The 23,444-nt window shown below is 63.0% G+C and carries 29 protein-coding genes; 19 read left to right on the top strand and 10 right to left on the bottom strand.

Annotated elements, in window-relative coordinates; genetic code table 11:
* Positions 1-81: 81 nt before the first annotated feature.
* Genes G452_RS0108495 through nth form a run of 3 tightly spaced genes read right to left on the bottom strand, consistent with a single transcriptional unit; the run spans position 82 to position 2,580 of the window.
* A complete protein-coding gene (locus G452_RS0108495) occupies positions 82-735 on the bottom strand; it encodes a YdcF family protein (RefSeq protein WP_027189121.1) in 654 nt (217 codons plus the stop codon).
* A gap of 23 nt (positions 736-758) precedes the next feature.
* Positions 759-1,931: a tRNA guanosine(34) transglycosylase Tgt gene (tgt, locus tag G452_RS18655; protein WP_022661827.1), complete on the bottom strand. Its 1,173-nt coding sequence runs from the start codon at positions 1,929-1,931 to the stop codon at positions 759-761.
* Positions 1,932-1,944: 13 nt separating this feature from the next.
* Positions 1,945-2,580: an endonuclease III gene (gene nth / locus G452_RS0108485; protein WP_027189120.1), complete on the bottom strand. Its 636-nt coding sequence runs from the start codon at positions 2,578-2,580 to the stop codon at positions 1,945-1,947.
* Between the two features lie 150 nt (positions 2,581-2,730).
* On the opposite strand from nth, the gene G452_RS0108480 reads away from it, so the two are divergent.
* The 13 genes from G452_RS0108480 to pal all read left to right on the top strand — a co-directional run bounded on the left by G452_RS0108480 (position 2,731) and on the right by pal (position 13,039).
* The gene (locus G452_RS0108480; RefSeq protein WP_022661825.1) at positions 2,731-3,069 is read left to right on the top strand and encodes a hypothetical protein; all 339 of its coding nucleotides are present in this window, start codon (positions 2,731-2,733) and stop codon (positions 3,067-3,069) included.
* Position 3,070: 1 nt separating this feature from the next.
* Entirely contained in the window at positions 3,071-3,388 is a 318-nt protein-coding gene (gene cutA / locus G452_RS0108475) for a divalent-cation tolerance protein CutA (RefSeq protein WP_022661824.1), read from the top strand.
* 96 nt (positions 3,389-3,484) lie between these two features.
* The gene (locus tag G452_RS0108470; RefSeq protein WP_022661823.1) at positions 3,485-4,417 is read left to right on the top strand and encodes a carbohydrate kinase family protein; all 933 of its coding nucleotides are present in this window, start codon (positions 3,485-3,487) and stop codon (positions 4,415-4,417) included.
* Positions 4,418-4,501: 84 nt separating this feature from the next.
* On the top strand, positions 4,502-5,584 hold the full coding sequence (locus G452_RS0108465; protein WP_022661822.1) for a phosphotransferase family protein: 1,083 nt from the start codon (positions 4,502-4,504) through the stop codon (positions 5,582-5,584).
* Positions 5,585-5,592: 8 nt separating this feature from the next.
* Positions 5,593-6,192: an adenylyl-sulfate kinase gene (locus tag G452_RS0108460; RefSeq protein WP_022661821.1), complete on the top strand. Its 600-nt coding sequence runs from the start codon at positions 5,593-5,595 to the stop codon at positions 6,190-6,192.
* 14 nt (positions 6,193-6,206) lie between these two features.
* Positions 6,207-7,577 carry a tRNA (N6-isopentenyl adenosine(37)-C2)-methylthiotransferase MiaB gene (gene miaB, locus G452_RS0108455; RefSeq protein ID WP_022661820.1) on the top strand — a complete coding sequence of 457 codons (1,371 nt, stop codon included), beginning with the start codon at positions 6,207-6,209 and terminating at the stop codon, positions 7,575-7,577.
* The gene (locus tag G452_RS0108450; protein ID WP_022661819.1) at positions 7,571-8,065 is read left to right on the top strand and encodes a bifunctional nuclease family protein; all 495 of its coding nucleotides are present in this window, start codon (positions 7,571-7,573) and stop codon (positions 8,063-8,065) included. Before miaB ends, G452_RS0108450 begins: the two co-directional genes overlap by 7 nt.
* Before the next feature lie 8 nt (positions 8,066-8,073).
* Entirely contained in the window at positions 8,074-8,724 is a 651-nt protein-coding gene (locus G452_RS0108445) for a histidinol phosphate phosphatase domain-containing protein (protein ID WP_022661818.1), read from the top strand.
* Between the two features lie 92 nt (positions 8,725-8,816).
* Positions 8,817-9,539 carry a MotA/TolQ/ExbB proton channel family protein gene (locus tag G452_RS0108440; protein WP_022661817.1) on the top strand — a complete coding sequence of 241 codons (723 nt, stop codon included), beginning with the start codon at positions 8,817-8,819 and terminating at the stop codon, positions 9,537-9,539.
* Positions 9,540-9,542: 3 nt separating this feature from the next.
* Positions 9,543-9,980, top strand: coding sequence for a protein TolR (gene tolR, locus G452_RS0108435; protein ID WP_022661816.1), 438 nt, complete (start codon positions 9,543-9,545; stop codon positions 9,978-9,980).
* Positions 9,981-10,013: 33 nt separating this feature from the next.
* On the top strand, positions 10,014-11,006 hold the full coding sequence (locus G452_RS0108430) for a cell envelope integrity protein TolA (protein ID WP_022661815.1): 993 nt from the start codon (positions 10,014-10,016) through the stop codon (positions 11,004-11,006).
* 47 nt (positions 11,007-11,053) lie between these two features.
* Positions 11,054-12,361: a protein tolB gene (locus G452_RS0108425; protein ID WP_235619604.1), complete on the top strand. Its 1,308-nt coding sequence runs from the start codon at positions 11,054-11,056 to the stop codon at positions 12,359-12,361.
* Positions 12,362-12,493: 132 nt separating this feature from the next.
* Positions 12,494-13,039, top strand: a complete 546-nt coding sequence (gene pal, locus G452_RS0108420; protein WP_022661813.1) for a peptidoglycan-associated lipoprotein Pal — start codon at positions 12,494-12,496, stop codon at positions 13,037-13,039.
* Positions 13,040-13,121: 82 nt separating this feature from the next.
* Here pal and G452_RS18650 read toward each other — a convergent pair whose 3' ends face one another.
* Positions 13,122-13,631 carry a phosphatidylglycerophosphatase A family protein gene (locus tag G452_RS18650; protein WP_040368487.1) on the bottom strand — a complete coding sequence of 170 codons (510 nt, stop codon included), beginning with the start codon at positions 13,629-13,631 and terminating at the stop codon, positions 13,122-13,124.
* A 103-nt stretch (positions 13,632-13,734) separates the two neighbouring features.
* On the bottom strand, positions 13,735-14,001 hold the full coding sequence (locus G452_RS0108410) for a CBU_0592 family membrane protein (protein WP_022661811.1): 267 nt from the start codon (positions 13,999-14,001) through the stop codon (positions 13,735-13,737).
* 50 nt (positions 14,002-14,051) lie between these two features.
* On the opposite strand from G452_RS0108410, the gene G452_RS0108405 reads away from it, so the two are divergent.
* Positions 14,052-14,633, top strand: coding sequence for a dienelactone hydrolase family protein (locus tag G452_RS0108405; RefSeq protein WP_022661810.1), 582 nt, complete (start codon positions 14,052-14,054; stop codon positions 14,631-14,633).
* On the opposite strand, the gene G452_RS0108400 is transcribed toward G452_RS0108405, so the two are convergent.
* Entirely contained in the window at positions 14,614-15,105 is a 492-nt protein-coding gene (locus G452_RS0108400; protein ID WP_022661809.1) for a DinB family protein, read from the bottom strand. The two genes, G452_RS0108405 and G452_RS0108400, sit on opposite strands and share 20 nt — an antisense overlap.
* Before the next feature lie 401 nt (positions 15,106-15,506).
* Positions 15,507-16,139 carry a Maf family protein gene (locus G452_RS0108390; RefSeq protein WP_022661807.1) on the bottom strand — a complete coding sequence of 211 codons (633 nt, stop codon included), beginning with the start codon at positions 16,137-16,139 and terminating at the stop codon, positions 15,507-15,509.
* 196 nt (positions 16,140-16,335) lie between these two features.
* Here G452_RS0108390 and G452_RS18645 point away from each other — a divergent pair, with 196 nt between their 5' ends.
* Positions 16,336-17,040 (top strand): OmpA/MotB family protein, encoded by a 705-nt coding sequence (locus G452_RS18645; protein WP_022661806.1) that lies wholly within the window; start codon positions 16,336-16,338, stop codon positions 17,038-17,040.
* A gap of 12 nt (positions 17,041-17,052) precedes the next feature.
* Positions 17,053-17,928 carry a motility protein A gene (locus tag G452_RS0108380; RefSeq protein WP_022661805.1) on the top strand — a complete coding sequence of 292 codons (876 nt, stop codon included), beginning with the start codon at positions 17,053-17,055 and terminating at the stop codon, positions 17,926-17,928.
* 117 nt (positions 17,929-18,045) lie between these two features.
* Here the strand turns inward: G452_RS0108380 and G452_RS0108375 are convergent, their stop codons facing one another.
* Genes G452_RS0108375 through G452_RS0108365 form a run of 3 tightly spaced genes read right to left on the bottom strand, consistent with a single transcriptional unit; the run spans position 18,046 to position 20,082 of the window.
* Positions 18,046-18,690 carry a TPM domain-containing protein gene (locus G452_RS0108375; protein ID WP_022661804.1) on the bottom strand — a complete coding sequence of 215 codons (645 nt, stop codon included), beginning with the start codon at positions 18,688-18,690 and terminating at the stop codon, positions 18,046-18,048.
* A gap of 10 nt (positions 18,691-18,700) precedes the next feature.
* Positions 18,701-19,480: a TPM domain-containing protein gene (locus G452_RS0108370; protein ID WP_022661803.1), complete on the bottom strand. Its 780-nt coding sequence runs from the start codon at positions 19,478-19,480 to the stop codon at positions 18,701-18,703.
* Positions 19,481-19,482: 2 nt separating this feature from the next.
* Positions 19,483-20,082, bottom strand: a complete 600-nt coding sequence (locus G452_RS0108365) for a LemA family protein (protein WP_022661802.1) — start codon at positions 20,080-20,082, stop codon at positions 19,483-19,485.
* Positions 20,083-20,264: 182 nt separating this feature from the next.
* Here G452_RS0108365 and G452_RS0108360 point away from each other — a divergent pair, with 182 nt between their 5' ends.
* The 3 genes from G452_RS0108360 to G452_RS0108350 are packed head-to-tail and all read left to right on the top strand — an operon-like array spanning position 20,265 to position 23,408.
* Positions 20,265-21,263: a glucokinase gene (locus G452_RS0108360; RefSeq protein ID WP_022661801.1), complete on the top strand. Its 999-nt coding sequence runs from the start codon at positions 20,265-20,267 to the stop codon at positions 21,261-21,263.
* Entirely contained in the window at positions 21,260-21,967 is a 708-nt protein-coding gene (locus G452_RS0108355; protein ID WP_022661800.1) for a TVP38/TMEM64 family protein, read from the top strand. The genes G452_RS0108360 and G452_RS0108355 overlap by 4 nt, the downstream gene beginning before the upstream one ends.
* The gene (locus G452_RS0108350; protein ID WP_022661799.1) at positions 21,954-23,408 is read left to right on the top strand and encodes a dihydrolipoyl dehydrogenase family protein; all 1,455 of its coding nucleotides are present in this window, start codon (positions 21,954-21,956) and stop codon (positions 23,406-23,408) included. The genes G452_RS0108355 and G452_RS0108350 overlap by 14 nt, the downstream gene beginning before the upstream one ends.
* Positions 23,409-23,444: the final 36 nt, after the last annotated feature.

Genomic DNA, 23,444 nt, shown 5'->3' with positions numbered 1-23,444 from the left:
GGCTGAACGTTCAGTTCAAAGGGTGGGGCCGCAGACTGAAAAGTCAACCGCGCGCGCAAGAAGGGGAGACGGAGACTGGACTTATTGCGCCGGGTCCGTGGAGCGGTATGCGCCGCCCAAAAGGTAATGGAGGGTTTTGGCCGTTTCCAGCACGACCATCTGGGCCGAATGCTGGTCCTCCCACCAGCGTTCCCTGAAGGATTCGTCCGGTGAGACGATCATCCTGATTTCCGCTTCCGGGTAGACGTCCTCGAAGATCGTCTTGGCCCGGCGGGCGTGGTAGGGCGAGGTCACGAGCAGGAGCCGCACCGGGGCCGCGTCCAGGTGCTTCCGCAGTGCTTCGGCCTCTTCCACGGTGGAGATGTGGCCGGTGCCGAAGAACTCGACCGCTTCGGGAGGTACGTCCAGCGCCGCGAAGATCGCGGCATACCATTCGCGCTGGGAGCCGTATTGCGGATAGCCCATGCGTTTCTGGAGCGCGTCCATGGGCGTGGGCGGATAGACGTGGGCCAGGCTTGCCAGCACTTTCGGGGCCCACCCCTGGTGGTAGAGCCCGGCGGCGTGGATGATGCGGTTGCCGTCCCCGGCCAGCGGCAGGATGTAGTCGGCCTTGGCCGGACCGTCGTCCACCTGGAGCCACTGCCCGGCAAAAGCCATCAGCACGCAGAAGGCGAGCGCGCCGAGCAGGGTGGCCGCGCCGGTGGCCTGGAGCAGGAGGGCGAGCGTCCGCTTCATTTGAAATGCCTCACAAGGATCGTCTAGCCGAAACGTTTTTTGGGCTTGTGCTGCGCGCCGCCCTTGGGCGCGTCGCGCCCGTCCCTGCCGTAGATGTCCTGATAGCGCGCCTTCAATTGCTGGAACCGTCCCTTCTCGATGGCCTCGCGGGCCTGCCGGGCAAGGTCCAGGAAGAAGGCGATGTTGTGGATGGAGTTCAGGCGGTAGGAGAGAATTTCCCGCGCGGTGTAGAGGTGGCGCAGATAGGCGCGGGAGAAGTTCCGGCAGGTATAGCAATCGCAGGCCGGGTCCAGGGGCGCGTCGTCCTCGCGGAACTCGGCCCGCTTGATGTTCACCTTGCCCTCCGACGTGAAGAGCGTGCCGTTGCGCGCGTTGCGGGTGGGCAGCACGCAGTCGAACATGTCCACGCCCGCGGCGATGCCTTCCAGAATGTCCAGGGGGGTGCCCACGCCCATGAGGTAGCGGGGCTTGTCGTCCGGCATCTTCGGGCCGATGTGGTTCAGGATGCGGTACATCTCCTCCGTTGATTCGCCCACGGACAGCCCGCCGATGGCGTAGCCCTCGAAGGGGATTTCCGCGAGCTGGGCCAGGCTTTCGTCGCGCAGATCCTCGAAGAATCCGCCCTGGACGATGCCGAAGAGAAGCTGGCCGTTTTGGCCGGGCGCGTGGGCCTCGCGGCAGCGCCGTGCCCAGCGTGTGGTCCGCTCCAGGGAACGGGCGGTGTATTCGCGGTCCGCGCCGTAGCCCACGCATTCGTCCAGAACCATCATGATGTCCGAGCCGAGGTTCTGTTGGATGGAAACCACTTTCTCCGGGGAGAAGAAATGCTTGGAGCCGTCGAGGTACGACCGGAATTCCACCCCTTTTTCGCTGATGGTCCGGATCGTGGCCAGGCTGAAGACCTGAAATCCGCCGGAGTCGGTGAGGATCGGCTTTTTCCAGTTGGCGAAGCGGTGCAGACCGCCGCGCCGGGCCACGAGTTCGTCGCCGGGGCGCAGGTAGAGGTGGTAGGTGTTGCCGAGAATGATCTGGGCGTGCGCGTTTTCCAGGTCGTCGGGGCCCACGGCCTTGACCGAACCCTGGGTGCCGACGGGCATGAACACCGGGGTCTGGATTTCTCCGTGCGCCGTGACAAGGGTGGCGCGGCGGGCCTGCCCGTCGCGGGCGTGAATGGTGAAGTCGCCCGGCGCGGTCATGGAATCGGCCATCTTACTTGACTCCCTTTTTCGGACAGAGGTCTTCGAGCTCGCATTCGGCGCAGCGCGGTTTCTGCGCCTTGCAGACCTCGCGGCCGAAATAGACCAGGAAATGGTTGATGTCTCCCCATGCCTCGCGCGGAAAGAGCGGCATGAGGTCTTTTTCGATGCGCACGGGATCGGTGTTCGCCGTCAGGCCCAGGCGGAAGGTCAGCCGCTTGACGTGGGTGTCCACGGCGATGCCCTCGTGCACGCCGTAGGCATTGGAAAGCACGATGTTGGCGGTCTTGCGGGCCACGCCGGGCAGGCGCACCAGTTCGGCCATGCTGCGGGGCACCTGCCCCTGGAATTCATCCATGACCAGCCGGGCCGAGGCCACGAGGTTTTTGGCCTTGTTGCGGAAAAATCCGGTGGAGCGTACGGCTTCCTCCACTTCGCCCACGTCGGCGGCGGCCATGTCCCGGATGGACGGCCAGCGGGCGAACAGCCCCGGCGTGACCTTGTTGACCCGTTCGTCCGTGCACTGCGCGGCCAGGACGGTGGCAACGAGCAGTTCCCAGGCGTTCGTCCAGTCCAGCGCGGGTTCGGGCGCGGGGTAGCGCTTTTCCAGTCGCCGGAAGATTTCTGCGGCCTTTTGTTTCTTGTTCATGCAGCTCCTCGCCTGCGCGGCGCGTCAACGTAGCGCAGGGGTAGCATTCAATGCGATTCAGCTCAAGCGGCGCGCCGTGTTGCATCCAGGCGCGAACCTGCTACACTGGCAGCCGTAAACAGTCCACTCCAACCTTTGCGAGGTCGTTTCGTGAAACGGATCATTCCTTCATGTCTGCTGTTTTTCGGCGCTGCTGCGGCGCTGCTGGCCGTTGCGGCCCTTGCCCCGGCCCGATCCGCCTTCGCGGTGCAGCCCGTGTCCGGGACTGAAGTGGTCAACGCGCAGTTCATAGCCGCGCGCTGCGGGGACTGCCACGCAATGGACAAAACCTGTTCCAAGCTCGGGAAGAAGGACAGGAACGCCTGGCTGGGAACCGTGAAGCGCATGGTCGAGACTCGCGGAGCGGATATTTCGCCCGCCACGGCAAAGGGAGTGGCCGATTTTCTTTTTCAGCCGGACCCCGCCCTGAACCAGCTCTGCGGAAAGTGAAATGGACGCCTGCCGTCTCGTCTACATCACGGCGCCGGATATGGCCCAGGCCGAGCGCATCGGCGCGGCGATCGTGGAGCGCCGTCTCGCCGCCTGCGTGAACATCCTGCCGGGCATGCGTTCGCTGTATCACTGGCAAGGGAAGGTGGAACAGGGGGAAGAGGTCGTGGTCATCGCCAAGACGCGCGCCGAGCTGGTGGACAGGCTCACCGAGGCCGTGGTCGAGCTGCATCCCTATGAATGCCCCTGCGTCGTGTCCCTGCGTATCGAGAGCGGCCATCCGGCCTTCCTGCGCTGGATCAGCGAGGAAACATCCTGACGCCGCTCCGCTCGGCCGCCCCTTGCCGTTGACGCGGGACCAGGGCTGACTTAACACTGCGGCTTCGCGGATATTCGCATAACCACAGGAGGAAGCGTGCAGATTTATATTTCCGGCTCCCTGGCCATAGACCGCATCATGACTTTTCCGGGAAGGTTTCAGGACCACATCCTGCCCGACAAGATCCACATCCTGAACGTCTGCTTTCTTGTGGACGGTTTGGAAGAGCGGTTCGGCGGCACTGCCGGCAACATCGCCTACAACCTGGCCCTGCTGGGTGAGAAGCCGCTGATCCTCTCCTGCGTGGGCAAGGATTTCGACAACTACCGGGCCTGGCTCGAAAAGCACGGTCTGCCCATGGACGGGGTCCGCGTCGTGGAGAACGATTTCACGGCCAGCGCCTATATCACCACGGACAAGTCGGACAACCAGATCACGGGATTCAACCCGGCGGCCATGCGCAATCCTTGCGGATACGACGTGCTCAAGGCCGATCCCGCGTCGGGCATGGCCATCGTTTCGCCGGGCAACGTCGAGGACATGATCGAACTGCCGCGCAAGTATCGCGCCATGGGCATGCCCTACGTCTTCGACCCCGGTCAGCAGATCACCGCGCTGACGGGCGAGCAGTTGCTGGAGGCGATCACGGGCGCGGCCATCCTGGCCTCCAACGACTACGAGCTGGAAATGATCATGAAGGCCACCGGCCTGGACAAGGCCCAGCTGCTTGAGAAGGTCGGGGCCATCGTGACCACGCTCGGCGAACAGGGCTCCAGCGTCCTGCGCAAGGGCGAAGCCGTGCAGATTCCCGTCTGCCCGGCGGCCAAGGTCGCCGACCCCACCGGCGCGGGAGACGCGTTCCGGGCCGGAATGCTCCGGGGCATCTCCCAGGGGCTGGACCTGCCGGACGCCTGCCGGATCGGGGCCGTCTGTGCGGCCTACTGCGTCGAACGCAAGGGCACGCAGGAGCATTCTTTTTCCCCGGCGGAGTTCAAAGCCCGCTACGAAGCGACTTTCGGCCCCATGTAGCGGGACCGATCGACCGCCCGTGCCCGCAGAGGGGCGGGCGGTCGAGCATGAACCGGAGGGAAGCGGGGCCGGAAAGGGGGACGCATGATCGAGCTGACGTCGGCCCGGCTGGACTCCTTCGTCAAGGCGGCTTTCGGCGGGAACGCCAGGCTTGTGGATTACGGCGATCTCGCCTCGTTGGACAAGCAGGGCATGAAGCGTTTCGGCTACGGCAAGCCCCTGCTGCTGCGGTACGAAGTGGACGGAGAGCCTCACGAGGGAGTGCTCTCGGTCATGCGCGGCGACAAGTACGGCCATCAGTTTTACTGGGACCGGGCGTCGGTGCTGATGTTCCAGTTCGAGACCTCCGCCGCCATGCCGCGCCACGTCCGGCCGCTTGGGCTCGGTTATGTGGACGCGGCGGGAAATCTGGTGCCGCTGCGCGGCCCCCGGGAATTCTTCATCCTCAACGAGAAGCTCGAAGGCTACGATTATTACCACGACCTGGAGCGCATTCGCGGCGGAGGGATGGTGCCGCTGGACGTGGAAAACGTCCGGGCGCTGGCCCGCTGGCTGGCGGAAGTGCATTCTGTGAAGAAGGACGATCCCGATCTCTATTTTCGCCGTGTCCGTGATCTCGTGGGATCAAGCGAATGCATCATGGGACTTGTGGACGAAGCCTTTCCCCACCCGTACTCCGAATATCCCGATGAACGGTTCCAGGCTTTGGAACGCGGCGTGCTGGACTGGCGCTGGAAGCTGAAAGGCTATGCGCATCGGCTCGCGGCCGTGCACGGCGACCTGCATCCCTGGAACGTGCTCGTGGACGGGAGGGGGGGCTTTTCCGTGCTGGACCGCAGCCGGGGCGAATGGGGCGAGCCTGCGGGCGATCTGGCCACGCTGGCCATCAACTATCTGCTCTTCGGGCTGTACGACAAACCCCGGCTGCAAGGCGATTTCGAGCGCCTCTACCGCGTCTGGTTCGAGGAATATCTGGAACGCACGAGCGACGACGAAGCCCTGGAGGTCATCGCGCCCTTCTTCGTCTTCCGCGCCCTGGTAATCGCCTCTCCGGAGTGGTATCCGTCCCATCCTCCCGAGGTCCGCCGGGGGCTGTTCCGGTTCATGGAGAACGTGTTGCGGGAGGAGCGCTTCGATTGGGAGCGCATCAATCGATACATGGAGTAGGCGAGCGCATGGCGAAGCAGCGGCCGGAATCAGGGTGGGCGGTCTGGATCACGGGCTTGCCCGGCAGCGGGAAAAGCACGCTGGCCGATGCCCTGGCGGATCGTCTGGCCGCGTCCGGACGCGACGTGATCCTGCTGCGCATGGACGAGCGCAGGAAAGCGTATTTTCCCAAGCCGGAATACACCCCGGAAGAGCGGGAGAATGCTTACGCCCGTTTCGCAGCGGAGGCGGCCGGGCTCGTGGCCAAGGGCCGGGGCGTGATTCTCGACGGCACGGCGCATCGCCTGCGGTGGCGCAGGCTCGCCCGGCAGCGGATCGCGCGGTTCGCTGAAATTTACTTGCGTTGTCCCCTGGAAACGGCGATGCAGCGCGAGGCCGAGCGTCCGGAAGGATTGGTCATGGCCGGACTGTATGCCAAGGCTTTGGAACGCCGCCGGACAGGCGTCGAAATCGAGGGCCTGGGGGACGTGGTCGGCGTGGACGCCCCCTTTGAGCTGGACCCGGAAGCCGAGTGCGTCATCGATGTGGACGCGGCGAATCGGGAAGCGGTGGTGGAGTCGGCCTTGCTGTTTCTGGACCGCTGGCTGCCCGAAGTTGAAGAACCTTGACGCAAAGGAATGGGATGAAGTTTCATATCGTCACCTTCGGGTGCCAGATGAACGTCAACGATTCGGATTGGCTGGCTCGCGCCCTGCTGGCGCGCGGCTGGCAGGAGGCCCCGGAGGACGAGGCCGATCTCGTGGTTCTGAATACGTGCAGCGTGCGCGAGAAGCCGGAGCAGAAGGTTCACAGCGCCCTGGGCCGACTGGGCCAGTCGTTTCGCGGGCGGCCCCAGGCCTTCGCGGCCGTGGGCGGCTGCGTGGCCCAGCAGCTCGGCGAGGATCTGCTCCGGCGCTATCCTTTTGTCCGGCTCGTTTTCGGTTCGGACGGCATCGCCCAGGCGCCCAACGCCCTGGAACGGATCGCCGCCGAACCCGGCCTCCAGATGGCGCTGCTCGATTTCCTGAAAACCTACCCGGAACGCGAGGAAGCCTGGGAAGGCGGCGCTGCGGCCCATGCGGACGCTCCCGGTCCCCGGCAGTGCTTTGTGAACATCATGCAGGGCTGCGACAATTTTTGCGCCTATTGCATTGTCCCCTACACGCGCGGCAGGCAGAAGTCGCGGCGGCCCGAGGCGGTCCTGCGCGAATGCCGCGAGCAGATCGCCAGGGGCGTCCGCGAGATCACCCTGCTCGGCCAGAACGTGAACAGTTTCGGCCAGGACGCGGGCGGCGCAGGGATGAATTTTGCGGAATTGTTGCATGCGGTGGCTGCGCTTCCTGGGCTGGACAGGTTACGCTTCACCACCTCGCACCCCAAGGATATCGCGCCGGAGGTCGTCCGGGCCTTCGGAGAGCTGGAGAATCTCTGTCCGCATTTGCATTTGCCGCTGCAATCCGGTTCGGACGCGGTGCTGCGGAGGATGGGCCGCAAGTACGACACGGAGCGCTACCTGCGCATCGTGCGCGAGCTTCAGGCGGCGCGGCCGGACATCGCCCTGGGAACGGACCTGATCGTGGGCTTTCCCGGCGAGACGGACGAGGATTTCGAGCGTACGCTGGAGATGATGCGCGAGGTCCGTTTCGAGTCGAGTTTTTCCTTCAAGTATTCGGACCGGCCCGGCGTCGCCGCGGTGAACATGACGCCCAAGGTGGACCCGCAAACGGCGTCGGATCGTTTGTCCCGCTTGCAGGAATTACAAAATGAGATTACGTCTGAAGCGTTGGAAAGCCGGGTTGGAGCGGTCTGCGAGGTGCTTTTCGACGGGCCGAGCAGGGTGCAATCCGAGGACGCGGCCTTCTGGCGAGGACGAGATTCCGGCGGGCGCATCGTCAACGTTCCGCTCTGCGGAGCCGAACGGGAGGAAGACCTGGCCGGCAGGATGATGCCTGTCCGGATTACGGAGGCGAAGAAGCATTCCCTCATCGGGGAGAAGACGGGAGAGGCATGGTAGAATTGCGGGTGTTCGGCCTGGCGCTGGATGAGAAGAACCAGTCTCCGGTGCTGATCCTCAAGGATCTCGCCGAAGAGATGGTGCTGCCCATCTGGATCGGGGCCATGGAAGCCATGGCCATTTCCCTTGCGCTGAACAAGGTCGATTTTCCCCGCCCCATGACCCACGATCTGCTCCTTTCCGCCATATCCGGCCTGGGAGCCGTCGTCTCCGGAGTGGAGATAACCCGCGTGGAAGAGGGAACCTACTTCGCGGAGCTGGTCCTGCGTCTGGGCGAGGAGGAACGGCGGATCGACAGCCGTCCCTCGGATGCCATCGCGTTGGCGGTGCGGGCCGAGGCTCCGGTCTTCGTCGCGGAGGCCGTTCTCGCGGAAGCGGGCATCGCCTCCGGGGAAAGCCAGCACGCCGTGTTCAAGACCGACGCCGCGAAGAAGTGGACCGAGGAACTGGAGAAGATCTCCGCCGACGACTTCAAATACAAGATGTAGCCACCGATATGATTGATCTGCACACGCATTCGACGTTCAGCGACGGGGAACTTATTCCCGCCGAATTGGTGCGCCGCGCCCGCCATGCCGGGTACGAGGCCATCGCCATCACGGACCACGGCGACGCGGCCAACCTGGAATTCATTCTTTCCCATGTTTCCAAGCTCGCGAAAGTCGGGCATTTTTTCGACATGACCGTGCTCGCGGGCGTGGAGTTGACGCATATGCCGCCGGGACTCATCGGCGAGTACGTTGAAAAAGCGCGGGCTCTGGGCGCGGAGATCGTCGTCGTGCACGGCGAGACCGTGGTGGAACCCGTGGCCGCCGGGACCAACCTTGCCGCCATCGAAGCGGGAGTGGACATCCTGGCCCACCCCGGCCTGATTTCCGAACTTGAGGTCAAGCTGGCTGCGGAAAAGGGCGTTGCGCTCGAAATTACCACGCGGGGCGGCCACAGCCTGACCAACGGCCATGTGGCGGCCCTGGCCCGCAAGCACGGGGCCACGCTCGTCATCGACAATGACGCGCACGCCCCCCGCGATCTCGTCTCCCGCGAGCTGCGCCGAGCCGTGGCGCTCGGAGCAGGGCTGACGCTGGAGGAATACGCCCGCGCCGAAGCCAATTCCAGGGATATCGTCCAGAGGCTGCTGCAACGCTGACGCCGTATTGTCCGGACCGAGCGTCGAGACGCGTCCAAAATACCAATGAATTTGCGCCGGGATTGCGCCCGGCAGTGATGAGGTGAATTCGCATGACCGAACTGATGCCCGAAACCGGGATATTGTCGATGCTTATGGGCGCGACCCTGGTGGTCAAATGCGTCCTTGGGTTCCTGCTCTCCATGTCCGTGTGGAGCTGGACCATCATATTTACCAAGCTTGTGAGCATCAATCGGGCCAAGAAGAGCGTCAGCGAAGGCTACGAGCTGTTCTTTCAGGCTTCCGACCTGGGCTCCGGGCTTCAGCTCCTGGGCCAGACGCCCAGTTCGCCCCTGACGCTTCTGAGCACCAAGGCCGTGCGGGAATTCCGCAATCTTGAACGGGCGGACATCGAGCGCGACCGCAAGCGGGCGCTGGTCAAGGACACCCTCCGCCGGATGCTGCGCCAGGGCATTACCGCGGAGCTGAAGCGCCTTTCAAGCTCGCTTCCGTTTCTGGCGACCTGTGCCAACGCCGCCCCCTTTATCGGCCTTTTCGGTACGGTCTGGGGCATCATGGACGCATTCCACGAGATCGGAAAGGCGGAGTCCGCCGCGCTGACCACGGTTGCTCCCGGCATCTCCGAGGCCCTGGTCGCCACGGCCATCGGTCTTGCCGTAGCCATCCCCGCGACCATCGCCTACAACTATTTCCGGAGCGTGCTTTCCGATGTCCAGGGCGAGATGATCAACTTCGCGGGCGCTTTTTTGAACCGCGTCGAGCGCGAAGTCTCCTGGGTCAGCCCCAAGGGCAAGCGCAACGGCATGGAGGAGTAGGCCATGGGCATGCTCTCCGGCGGCGACAAGGACGGCCTGCTTGCGGAAATCAACGTCACGCCCTTTGTGGACGTGATGCTCGTGCTCCTGATTATTTTCATGGTCACCGCGCCCATGCTCACGCAGGGCGTGCAGGTGGAGCTGCCGCAGACAAAGGCCGTTCAGAACCTGCCCCAGGACAAGGACCATCTGGTGCTCAGCGTGGACGCGCAAGGGCATATTTTTCTCGACGATTACGAGGTCCAGCTCGATCAGTTGGAGGACATGCTCGTGAAGCATGTCGTCGAGCAGAAAAAAGAGCTGTATCTGCGGGCGGACAAGGCCGTGAATTACGGTCTGGTGGTTGAGGTCATGGGCGAGGCCAAGGCCGCGGGCATCGAGACCCTCGGCGTGGTGGCGGAGCAGCCCAAGAAACGCGACAAGGACAAGAAAGCCAACTAAACGGCCCATGAGGTCATCGCCTTCGGGCGCGCCATGCACAAGACTGGTATTCTCTTTTCCCTGCTCCTGCACACCGCCATCGCGGCCCTGATGATTTTCGGGCCGGAGTTTTCCACTGCGCGTGTCGATCTGGACAGGCCTGCGTATACGGTCAACCTGGTTTCCCTGAATCCCGGCAGACCCGGTCCGGCCAAGGCCAAGCCCCAGCCCGTGGAAACGGCGAAGCCGACTCCCGCGCCGGAACAGCCCAAGGCGGAGGCAGCACCCGTAGAGCCTGCCGCGCCGGAACCGGTCAGCGTACCCGAAGCTCCCAAGCCGGAGCCTCCCAAGCCGGCGGCCGTTGTTCCGCAGCCTCCGAAACCGGAGCCGAAACCGGAGCCGAAGCCCGAGCCGAAGCCCGAGCCGAAGCCCGAGCCGAAGCCGGAGCCGAAACAAGAACCGGCCAAGGAAATCAGCCCCAAGACCGACCCGAAAAAGAAGGAGCCGGAAAAACAGCCGGAACCGACGAAGAAGCCGGAACCAAAGCCCGACAAATCGGCCGAAACGGCCAAGAAGCCGGAAGCCAAGCCCGCGCCTGCCGCCAAGCCGGAGCTGACGGCCGCCCAGAAAAAGGCCCAGGCCGAGCAGCAGCGCAAAGACCGCGAACAACAGGCGCTTGCGGACGAGCTGGCTTCGTTTTCCAAGGATGTCGGCGATATTTATGAAACCGGACAGACAGGCTCCGGCGGCCAGGGCGGCGACGGCGGCTCAGGTTTCGCCGCGGTCTATCTGGACATCGTGGCCCAGACCATCAAGAAGAACTGGTCCTTCCCCGGCTACGGCGCGGACGAGGGCTTGCTGGCTTCCGTGGAAGTGACCATCGAGAAGGACGGAACCATATCGCAATACCGGCTCGTCAAGTCTTCGGGAAGAGAAAGCTATGACGATTCGGTGCTGCGGGCCGTGGCCGACACGGAGCGCGTTCCCGCGCCGCAACGAGATGACCTGCGCGTCATCGTCATCAATTTCAACCCATTGGAGAGATAGGTCCGCTCGTCATGAAACATGTGAACCGATCTGCCCGCAGTCTGCGAATGCTGTTCCCTCTTGTCTGCCTGCTGGTCTTGTCCTGTCTTGCGGGGACGATTCCCGCCTTTGCCCAGACCGGCGGGGTCAGCGTGGATATTTTCGGCCCTGGCCAGCGCAAGCTGAGCCTCGTCATTCTTCCCCCGCGCGACCTCAAGGGCGGCCTGCCGCCGAACCTGGCCGCCGAGTTCGAGAAATACGTGCGCCAGGATCTCGATTTTCTGCCGTTCCTGCAAACCACGCCCGTGAGCGAGCTGCTCGGCGGCGATCCGAGCAAGGGGGTTCGCATCGAGGAGATCGACCTTCGCCCGCTGCGCCTGGCCAAGGTGGACTTGATCGTGACCATGGGCTGGGAAGGCAACAGCGTGCAGGCGCGCGTCTATGACACGCTCAGCGGGCGCAGGCTCGTTGGCAAGGCGTATCCCGGCCTGGACGCGCAGAAAACCCCGCTGGCCGCGGACGCCTTTTGCGCCGAATTCATGCGCGCGCTCACCGGGCGCAGCGGATTCTTCAACTCCGACCTGGCCTTCGTGCGCAAGGTTCCCGGCGGGCGCGAGATATTCACGGTCAGCCCCCAGGGGCGCAATCTCAAGCAGGCGACCAAGACGGGCGGCATCAACCTGAGTCCGGAATGGGACAAGGAAGGCCGCAGGATCATCTTCACCCACGTCGGCGAGAAATCGCACAGCCTCGGCGTGCTCACCCGCGCCACGGGCAAGGTCACCATGCGCACCTTCCCCGGCTTCACCGTCATCAGTCCCGCTTTCCTTCCGGACGGGGACGTGGCGGTGACCCTGGCCATCAAGGGACAGCCCGACATCTATCGTCTTTCCAAGTCGTTCAAGATCATGGAACCTCTGGCGGACAGCCGCTCCATCGAAGTCTCGCCGAGTTTCGACAGCAAGGGCCTGCGCATGGCGTTCGTTTCGGACAGCCGCGGAAATCCGCACATCTTCGTCAAGGAGATGAGCACCGGGGAAGTCAAGCGGGTGACCTACGAGGGCAAATACAACACGAGTCCCTGCCTCAGTCCGGACGGCCGCTACATCGCCTTTTCCAGGCAGTTGCCGGGCGGGCACAAGATTTTCGTGCACGACCTGATCACCGGACAGGAAAAGCAGATCACCTTCGGCCCCGGCAGCGACGAAGAACCCGCTTTCGGACCGGACGGTTATTTCATCGCATTCTCTTCCAACAGGGGAGGGCAATACCAGATTTACTTGACCACCCGGCATGGGGACGAACCGAAGCTCGTGCCCACCGGAGCAGGCGAGGCAACGGCTCCCTCCTGGGACACCTCGCGAATCAAGTATTAAGAAGCAACATTTTTTCTGGGGACTTGATTTTTGTTGTGGAGAAGGTACAAGTTTGCATGGGCTTGAAATACGATTTCAGCCCCTTGAGCAGATAACAACCCGCAGCGTGGGCGGCAGCGTTAAGGAGAGGACATGAGCAGCAAGCGTATGTTGATGATGGTTCTTGTGTTGAGCGTTACCGCAGCCCTCCTTGTCGGCTGCGCGAAGAAACGCACGGAGACCATGCCTCCGGGAGCGACCAAGGTCGAAGTCGTGGAAGAGCCCGTGGATTGGGGCAGCCAACAGTCCTCCTCTACCCTGACCGAGGAAGAGCTGCGTGCGCAGAAAAAGGCTCAGGCTGTCCATGACCTGACCACCATGATCTTCTTCGCCTTCGACTCGAACGAGCTGACCCCGGAGAGCCGTCAGGTGCTCCAGGCCAAGGCGGACGTTCTCAAGCAGTACACCGACTTGACCATGGTTGTTGAGGGGTATTGCGACGAGCGCGGTACCGTGGAATACAACCTCGCCCTGGGCGAGCGTCGCGCTCGCGCCGCTTACGACTATCTCGTTATACTGGGCGTTGCCCCGGATCGGCTCTCCATCGTCAGCTTCGGCGAGGAGAACCCGCTGGAATCCGGTCAGAGCGAGCAGGCCTGGGCCAAGAACCGCCGCGACCAGTTCCGTGTTTTCCAATAGATCGTAGATCCTGGATCGTACACTGCAACGCCGCGTTTCCGAAGAGGAGACGCGGCGTTTTTCTGTCCGTGGCCAGGACAAGTCAGGGCAAGGGCAGGCCGATCAGCTTCAGGCCGAGAGGAATCAGCCAAAGTCCCAGGGCGGCGAAGATGCCTGCGACGAGGTCGTCGGCCATGACGCCCAGGCCGCCGGGAAGCTTGCGCTCCACCTGGCGGATGGGGAAAGGCTTGAGGATGTCGAAAAAACGGAAAAGCGCAAAGGCCAGGGCGTATTCCCACAGCCGGGGATAACGGATGATGGTCGGGATCGTGGCGGGCAGCAGCGCTGTCCACTGGCCGAGCACCTCGTCGATGACCACGCAGCCGGGATCCGTCTGCCCCAGGGCGGTTTCGGCACGGCTCGCAGCCCAGGTGCCCACCGCGAAGACCGCCAGGAGCACGAGAAGCCGGGCCCAAAGCGGCAGCGGCACGAAACAGAAGGGAGCCAGCAGCACCGCGGCTGCCGAGCCCCAGGTGCCGGGGGCGAAGGGAATGTTGCCGATGGGGCCGAGCGTGGCCAGATGCAGGGCGAAGCTGTTTTTCGAAGCGGTCATATCCTCTCCTTTGGGCATGTTCGTCTTTTGCCGGGCTTCCTTGCACATGCCGACTCTGCTTGCAAGCCGACTTGGCCTGTGTCCCGCTGTCGCCTGCGGCGGGTCATCGCGCCCGTTCGCGGGCGCTTGCGCGTCGGGAGCGAAGTCCCTTCCAGATGCCGATGATGCTGATGACGGTCCAGACGCCTTCGATGAACGCGGCCGCAAGATTGAACTCGAAGCAGAGCGAATAGAGAATGAAGAGCGCGCCGAGCAGATTGACGGCGGAATAGGTGATGGAATTGCTGCGCAGCTTTTCGACTTGCAGCAGAAAATAGGCGAGGATGATCAATGATGATCCGGTCAGACCGATGACATCGTAATATTCCATGATGCCGCCTTCTTGCCTTCTCCAGGAGCGGATGTCAAAGTTGTCGTGGAATGAACACGTTGCTGGCAACGGAAATCTACGGACTCAACGAGCATGTGGAGGCGATGGCCCGGCTGCTTGCCGCTTGCGGCGGCAAGGTGGCCGTAGTCGATCCCTACTGCGGCGCTCGGCCTGGGCCCATGACCGAACAGGACGCTTATGCCCGCTTTCTGCGCGACTGCGGGCCGGAGCGGTATGCGGAGCTCGTTGCCGCCCGGGCGGAAGAATGGGGCGGGGAGCCGTTCTGCGCCGTCGGCTTCAGCGCCGGAGCCGCCGCGGTCTGGGCCCTTGCCTGCGGCACGGGACCATTGCCCGCCCACGCGTTTTGTTTCTACGGTTCGGGCATTCGCCACATGACGGAACGTGCGCCGCGTTGCCCCGTGGATGCCGTCATCCCGTGCCGGGAGCCGCATTTCGACGTGGCCGCCTTGGGACGCGCCCTTGCGGCACATTCGAACGTGACCTGTCATGCGACTCCCTGGCTGCACGGCTTCATGAACCCGCTTTCTCCGAATCTCGCTCCGGACGGCTATGCCTTGTGGCTTGCCCGGCTCGAAGCGGAGCTTCGCGCGTTCAGCCTTCCAGCTGGGTGAGATATTCGTCCTTGGTCAGCCAGAGTTCCTCGATGCGGTACATGTGCCAGTATTCGTGCATGAGCATGTGTCGCACGAGAATGCGTAGGCCGTAGCGCTCGTATTCGGGGTGTTCGGCCTCTCTGCCCCACGCGGCATCGTCCAGCCCGTCCAGCAGGGCAAGCTGGCGGCTTCGTTCGCGCCGGAAGATGTCGAGGGCGTCGGCGACAACCAGTTCCGGTTTTGGTGCCGCCTGCGTGTCTTCATCCGGAAAGAACGGCACGAATTTGGGGCAGTCTTCCCTGATCATGCGTTCGAGCCGCTCCATGAGCATGGGCTGCACTTCGGCCAGGTGCGCCACATGCTGGGCGATGGTCCAGAAGCCTTTGCCGCGCCAGGCGTGAAGCCGTTCCGCCGAAATGCCCTCGACAAGTTTCGCCAGTACCGTGGGGGCGCCGCGAAGGCCTGCAAGCAACTCCTTGATCTCCTGCATTCCATCCTCCTCTTGTTCGTTTCTGCTGCCGCACGTCTCGCATCGCCGACCTGGGGGGCGATGGCCAAGAGCGAACGCTCGTCAGTGCCGAATGCTGCGTGTAGCGAGGTGATCATAACCCGACACTTGGCCCTTCCAGGAGGCAGTGGTCATGTCGCTCTTGTGGTTCATCTGTTCACTATGCACCAGGATGGTCGACATGTCTGTCTTGCACGGGGACATCAACCTGTTATTCTTCCAGCAGATTCGATCATCCTGTTCATGGCCTTCCCCTGCGAAGGCTTTCTCTTTTCGCGCAACAGAAGCATTCGCAACCGTCAAAGCTTCCTTGCCCGGTATCGCATTTGCGTGACCGTTGAGCAGGAGCACTTTTTGCGCGTGCGAGGCTTCTGAATGTATTTTCAGCCTTGCTGCGGAACGATGATTCCCCACTTCAGCAACACTTCCAGCACCCTCGCCAGCGGGAGGCCCACGACGTTGGTGTAGGAGCCGTGGACATGCTCCACGAGGAAGGCTCCGATGCCCTGGATGGCGTAGGCTCCGGCCTTGTCCGCGGGTTCGCCCGTCGCCACGTAGGCCGCCAATTCTTCATGCGAAGCCGCGCGCATCCGGACGTCGGTGCAGGCATGGAAAACGGCGCTTTCGCCTCCTGGGAGCAGCAGACAGCACCCCGTGACCACCTGATGCGTCCGACCGGTGAGGAGTTGCAGCATGCGCAGGGCATCCTCGTCGTTGTCCGGCTTGCCCAGGAGAATGCCCTCCAGCGCAACCACGGTGTCAGCGGCGATGACCACGCAGTCGGGGTGGCGTTCCGCGACTTCTCGCCCTTTCATTTCGGCCATGCGCTGCGCGTAGCTTTCGGGGCTGTCCCCGGGGGTGGGGTTCGGTTCTTCGGCCAGGCTGGGCACAACGCGGAATTCAAGGCCGAGGGATGCCAGGAAGTCGCGTCTTCTGGGCGAGCCGGAAGCGAGGACGATGGGGGTTCGCGTGGCGTAGATGGGGTTCGTTGAAATGGGAGCGGGGTGCGTTTTCATGCCTTGTTTCCTACTGTTTCTTGCGTGCATGTCAACCTCGCCTTTGGACGACGGAATTTTGTCCTCAAAACGTATCCGGTATGAGCCTTGTTCACAATATCCTGAAACCATGATGTTTTCATGGCTGGCAGGAGAATTGCTTGTCTCAGGCAGGGTTCAGCCGTCCACAACGGGCGGCGGCTCAAGGAGAAAGGCCATGCAGCGCGATTTCGAGCAATACTTCCGGAACGATCCTCTCGGCGCGATGACGCCAGGAGACGGGGATGGTCCTGCGGGGCACTGGTCCGTGCCCTGGGCGGATTTGATGATGGTCATGTTCGTGCTCTTCGTGGTGCTCTACATTTTTGCCGTTCGCCATAAGGATGTGGTCGTGCTGTTCAGCCAGCGCACGGCCCCGGGCGAAGCGCGCGGCCAGGTGGATCGCCTGGACGGGCTGATCACCCGCATTGCCGGACGGAACGGGAATGAAGGCATGCCTGTGGAGGAGCGGCGCGAGGTCTATTACAAGTCCACGGCCAACGGCGTGTCCGTCGTCCGCGAGGAGCAGCAGGTGCGCGTGACGCTTCGCGGTGGGCTGTTTTTCAAGAGCGGCGGCACGGAATTGCAGGTCGATGCGAAAGAATACCTTTCGGATGTGGCCGAGATCATCCGTCTGACGCAGGGCGGGGTCGAAGTGATCGGGTATGCCGACGCCAAGGAGGCGGACGGGGTTCAAGGCTTCAAGCTCACGGCGGAGCGCGCGTCCAACGTGGCTCGCTGGTTCATAGAAGAGGGCGGAATCGCGCCGAGCCGATTCTCCGTAGCCGGTCGCGGCGGGTACGTTCCCGAACTGCCGTCCATTTCCCCAGGGCATGAGGATGCCAACCGGCGCGTCGAGATCATCATTCATACCGGGAGTTAGAGGAGCTTTGCAATGAACAGGCGAAATCTTATCGGCGTAGCCCTCGCGGGCGCGGCCTTCGCGTCAAGTTTCTGGCTCATGGGCGGCGTGGCCGCATATTGGAACTTCGCCGCGTTGGTGGTGGTCGTTTCCGGGTTGGCCGCAGCTCTCTTGCTCAGCTATCCCTTTCCCGAAGTGCGCCGGGCCGCCGGAGTAGCCCGCGAAGCCTACGCGACTCCGCTCGTCACGCCTGGGGAAATCGTGGCCACCCTGCTCGATCTCTCGGTGCGCAGCAAGGTTGACGGCGTGCTCTCTCTGGAGCAGATGCGCGAGAAGACCACCAGCGCCTTTCTGCGCAACGGGCTGATGTTTCTCGTGGATAATTACAAGGAGCGCGAGATACGAGACTTCATGACCACGGAGATGTCGTTTTTCAGTCTGCGCCGTCAGCAGAGCGAACGGATCTTCCGCAATATGGCCCGAACCGCTCCGGCATTCGGCGTGGCGGGAAGCGTCATCGGTCTCATCGGCCTGCTCCTGGGCATCAACGACACCGCAGTGATCCTGGAATCCATTCCCGTGGCCTTTCTCTCGACCCTGTACGGAGTGGTCATAGGCAATCTCATGCTCGCCCCGGTTGCAGAGAACATCCATTTCCGCACAGGAGCAGAGCTGCTCAATCAAAAGCTGATCATGGAAGGGGTCGTGGCCATCAGCCGCGAACAAAATCCCTACAAGCTGGAAAAAAAGCTCTGCTCTTTCCTTTGTCCGGAAGAGAGAGCCGGGCATGCCGAAGCGCTGCGCGGCCTGACGAAGCGCTACCTGATCCGCAAGCGGGAGCAGGAGCGCGAGGGCGTCGTCCCCAAGGGGTTGGAGATCCGGGATGAGCCGGTCGCCAAGGTTTCATGATCGATTCTTCTTCGAGGATTGCGTGCAAAATCAAAAAAGGGAGCCGAACGGCTCCCTTTTTTCATCATCTGGCGACGGGTCGTGTGCTGCGAACCGTTTTCTGCTGCCTTGAGCGCTTCAGATGTCGTCGCCTTCCACGATCAGGTTGGGCAGTTCGTCGCAATCGTCCGACCGGACCGGGAAGTGGGAGGCCAGAAGTTCGCCGCAGCGCGTGACCGCCTCGGCCAAGGCCGCTCCCTGCATGCCGCTGCGGATGCCGCTGGTGACGATGTTGACGACCTCGTCCCAGGTGCTTGGGTCGACTTTGTCGTTGATGCCCTTGTCCGCCAGAACGTGCACCCGGCGCTCGAAGACCGAGACGTAGATCAGCACTCCGGTCAGGTCGCGGGTGCGGTGCAGCCCGTGCGTGTGGAAGGCGGTCATGGCCGCCTTGGTCACTTCGTCGTTCTTGACCGCGTTCGGGATGAACAGCCGCTTCAGTCCCGGCAGCAGCCGCACGGCCAGGAAGCTGGCGGCATAGGCGGCGCAGAAGATCAGCAGGAAGGTCCACATGTCCTGCTTTTCGAGCAGCCAGGCTGCGACGATGGACAACGAGAGGCCAAGGGCGAGAGCGCCGTTGAATTCCGCGGCGTGATAGTCGGCGCTGCTTCCCGCGACCAGGGGCACGATTTCGCCCGAGGTGATGCGTTCCGCGCGCTGGACAGCCGCAACGATCTGTTCGCGGTCGGTATCCGTCAAGAATGATTGTGCAATTGTCGTCATGATTCTTCTCCTACCAGCCGCCGGAAGCGCCGCCGCCGCCGAATCCGCCGCCACCGCCGCCGAAGCCGCCACCGCCTCCGAAGCCGCCGCCACCGCTGCCAAAACCGCCACCGCCCCAGAAGATGAAGGGCGGGAGCGAGCCGCGAGCGATCGAGCTGGACTTGCGGCCCACACGCGACCCCATGGCGTTCATGAAGATGATGAAGGCAGGGATGCTCAGCATCAGCAGAAGCAGCATGAATCCGGGCATTTCGTCTTTCTTTTTCGCAGGCGCGGTGTATTCGCCCCGGACAGCCTGGATCATGGCCACGACCCCGGCCACAAAACCGCCGTCGAAGTCGCCCTGCTTGAAGCGCGGGGTGATCACGTTGTCGATGATCGCACCGGAAAGAACATCCGTGAGGTTGCCTTCCAGGCCATATCCGACCTCGATGCGCAGTTTGCGGTCGTCCCTGGAAACCAGCAGGATGGCGCCGTTGTCTGTTTTGCCCTGGCCGATCTTCCAGGCTTCGGCAACTCGGATGGAGAAGTCTTCGAGGTTGTCTCCTTCCAGGGAGGGAATCGTCAGGACGGCGATCTGGGTGGAGTCGGTTTTCTCCACGTCGGCCAGCGCCTCGTCGAGCATCTTTTCCACCTGCGGGGAGATCATGTTCCCATAGTCGTTGATTCTCCCCTGTAGCGGCGGAACGTCCAGGGCGCGTGCCGGAACAGGCGCCAGGACGGCGGACAGCAAGGCGAGGCAGACAAAAGCCCGCAGCCGGGACTGGAAGCGTGCAATGAAGCGGGGCATGATTATTCCTTGGTTCCGAAGTCCACCTTCGGGGCCTGGCGCGCGGCTTCGTCGGCAGCGAAAAATTCCTTGCGCTCCAGGTTGAGCAGCACGGAGTTCGTCAGGCTGTTGGGGAACTTGCGGATCGAGAAGTTGAAGGTCTTGACCGCTTCGTTGTAGCGCTGGCGGGCGACGTTGATGCGGTTTTCCGTGCCTTCGAGCTGGTGTTGCAGGGCCAGGAAGTTCTGGTTCGCCTTGAGGTCGGGATAACGCTCAACAACGACCATCAGCCGGGCCAGCGCGGAGCTCAGTTCACCCTGGGCGGCCTGGAAGTTGGCCAGGGCTTTGGGGTCGGCCAGGGCCTGGGGAGAGATCTGCACGGAGGTGGCCTTTGCACGCGCCTCAATGACGGCCTGCAAGGTTTCTTTCTCGTGTCCGGCGTAGCCCTTGACCGTTTCCACGAGGTTGGGGATCAGGTCGGCGCGGCGCTGGAGCGCGGCTTCCAGATTGCCCCAGGCGGCAAAGACTTCTTCTTCGTTCTGTTGCATGGTATTGTATCCGCATCCGGTGAAGAGCGGCAGACAGGCCAGACAAAGCAGAAGCAGGGTGATTTTTCTTTTCATTATTGTTTCTCCTTGGGAAATCTTGCTTGGGCGGATACCCTATCCGGAATGGAAAGGAAACCGTTCTCATGGGATAATCGGGGATGCGTTTCGGAAAGAGGGCGGTCGTGCCCGACCATCCGGAGCGACCGACGGGTTCAGGATAGCATGAATCGGTTACGGCAGGAAGAAGAGGGGGACCATTGAGCGAGATTTTCGTGGCGGACATCGGCGGCACCAACAGCCGTTTCGCCTTGTTTCACTCTGGTTCCGGCAGGTTGGAGATGCGGGAGCGCCTGGAATTCCCGACCGGGGAGTCCGACTCGTTTCAGGAATTGCTGGAACGCTGCGTTCGCTCCCTGCTCCCGGCGCTGCCGAAACGGCTGGACATGTCGGTGTTCGCGGTGCCCGGAGCCGTGGTGGACGCTTGCCGCTGCGAGCCGCCCAACATCGACTGGGACATCGATCTGAGGCGGGATCTCGCAAGCGCCGCGGAGGCGGCCGGAGGACTTGGACTTTTTCCGGAAAGTCGCGTGCGGATGGTCAACGACTTCGTAGCCCAGGCTTTTTCCACGCGAACCCGGTGTGCGGACGCGGCCGAGACCGTGCAGGCGGGAGTGCCCCGACCGGGCAGGACCGTGGCGGTCTTGGGCGCGGGGACCGGGCTTGGCCATTGCGCGCTTGTGCCGGACAATGGCGTCCTGGTCGCGGTCGCCTCCGAAGCGGGGCACGCGGCGTTTCCCTTTTCCGGCCCGGAGGAACGCGAGTTCGAAGCCTTTGCGCGCAAGAGGCTGGGGGTGGGCTATTGCTGCCAGGAACATGTTGTTTCCGGGAGCGGGCTCGCCCTGGTGCACGAGTTTCTCAGCTTGGAACGACTCGCGCCTGTCGAAGTGGCTGCACGTCTGGACGAGCATCCGCGAACTGTGCGCTGGTTCGCCCGGTTTTATGGGCGGGCGGCGCGACAGTACGTGCTGACCGTCATGGCTGCCGGGGGGCTTTGGCTTTCCGGCGGGGTTGCGGTCAAGAATCCGCATCTCGTGCTCGCGCCTTCGTTTCTGGAGGAATTTTTGGATTGTCCTGGGTTCGGAGCCCTGCTGGGCGAGGTTCCGGTGCGCCTTCTGGTCGGGGAGGATAACGGGCTTTTCGGCGCGGCGTATTACGGCCTTCAGGAATTGAACCGCCTGGAAAGGGGAACCGGATGATGGTGTGGTCTCCCGCAAAGCGGCGTTTTCTGCTCGTGTTGCTCTTCGCCCTGCTCGTGGGAGCGTATTTCTATTTCGATCTCGGACGCTACCTCGCCATTGAAGAAATCAAGCGCTCCCTGTCGCAATTGGAAGCCTGGCGGTCGGCGCATCCGTTCCTGTCCGCCGGGGCTTACGTGGCGCTGTACGTGGCCGTCACGGGATTGAGCCTTCCCGGAGCCGTCCCGGTCAGCCTCGCGGGCGGCGCGATTTTCGGCCTTTGGCTCGGCACGGCGCTGGTCTCGGTGGGCAGCACGCTGGGGGCGACCCTGGCCTGCGCCGCCTCGCGCTATCTGCTGCGCGACTGGGTGCAGGGGCGTTTCGGACAGCGATTGACGCGCATCAACCGGGGAGTGGAGCAGGAAGGGGGCTTCTATCTCTTTACCCTGCGCCTCATTCCCTTGTTCCCGTTTTTTTTGATCAATCTTGCCCTGGGGCTGACCCGGATGCGGCTCTGGACGTTCCTCTGGGTTTCCTGGCTGGGAATGCTGCCGGGAACCCTGGTCTTCGTCAATGCGGGCAAGGAACTCGGACGTCTGGATTCCGCGTCCGGCATCCTTTCGCCCCGTCTGTTGCTGTCGTTCGCATTGCTCGGCATTTTCCCGTTGGTGGCCCGCCGCATCATCCAGTGGTATCGGAGGAGAACCGGACATGGCGAAATTTGATTTCGATCTCTGCGTCATCGGCGGGGGAGCCGCCGGACTGACTGCGGCTTCCGGGGCCTCGCAGCTGGGAATGCGCGTGCTGCTTGCGGAGCGCGATCCGCACCTCGGCGGCGATTGCCTGCACTACGGCTGCGTTCCCAGCAAGACGCTGATCAAGACCGCCAAGGTTCGCAGGCTCATGGAGCGCGCCGCCGACTTCGGCCTGCCCTGTTCGGATCTTCCCCCTGTTGACTTCCAATCCGTATCTTCCCGGATTCGTTCCGTGATCGAGACCATCCAACGGCACGATTCCGTGGATCGGTTCTGCTCCTTGGGCGTGCAGGTGGAGTTCGGGCCGGCCCGTTTTCTGGACGAGCACCAAGTGGAAATCGGGGCGCGGAAGTTCAGTGCGGCCCGGTTCCTGGTCGCCACGGGATCCTCTGCGGCGATTCCTGGAATTCCCGGTCTGGAGTCCGTGCCGTTTCTGACGAATCGTGAAATCTTTTCTCTGGACCGTCTGCCGGGGTCGCTGGTGATCTTGGGGGCGGGGCCTGTGGCCTGCGAGCTGGGCCAGGCGTTTTCGCGGCTCGGCAGCAAGGTGACGCTGCTCCAGCGGAGCGGCCGGATTCTCAGCGGAGAGGATGCGGACATGGCCTCTGTGGTGGAGCGGGCATTGCTCGATGAAGGCGTGGACATACGCCTCGGATGCTCCGTGGAACAGGTCCGCCCCGCGCCGGAAGGGGTCGAGGTGGCCTTCCTGCAGGACGGCCGTTCGGCTTCGGTCGCCGGCGAACGGCTGCTTGTGGCGCTCGGAAGGCGCGCCAACGTCGAGGGGCTGGGGCTGGCCGATGCCGGGGTGGATTATTCCGCCAAGGGACTTGCCGTGGATACGCGGATGCGCACTTCGCGGAAGCATATCTTCGCAGCGGGCGACGTGACCGGGCAGCATCAATTCACGCATGCCGCCGGGTACGAGGGGGGAATCGTGGTCGCCAACGCGGCCATGCGCCTGCCTCGGCGGGCCGATTACAAATACATGCCCCGCTGCACGTACACGGAGCCGGAGCTGGCGGGCATAGGACGCAACGAGAAGGATTGCCTGCGGGAGGGCATCGGGTATTCGGTCGTCGTCGAGCACTTTTCGTCCAACGACCGGGCCCAGGCCGAGCACGAGACGCGCGGCAAGATCAAGCTCCTTTTGGACAAGCGCGAACGCCCCCTCGGCGTGCAGATCGTCGGGCCGCACGCGGGCGAGCTCGCCGGAGAGTGGATCGCGGCGCTGAACGGCAAGGTCGGACTTTCGACCCTGGCCGGAGCGGTGCATCCGTATCCGACCCTGTCGGAGATCAACAAGCGGGTCGCGGGATCGATCTATGCGGATAAGATTTTTTCCGATCGGGTCAGAAAAATTCTCCATTTCTTGTTCCGATATCAGGGGAAGGCGTGCAACATCCCAAAATAATGGGATTCTCAGCTGAATTTCATCCCTCGGACCGCT

Source organism: Paucidesulfovibrio longus DSM 6739, assembly GCF_000420485.1.
Taxonomy (GTDB): domain Bacteria; phylum Desulfobacterota; class Desulfovibrionia; order Desulfovibrionales; family Desulfovibrionaceae; genus Paucidesulfovibrio; species Paucidesulfovibrio longus.
Note: the sequence above shows the minus strand (reverse complement) of the source record. Positions and strands in the feature narration are given on the sequence as shown.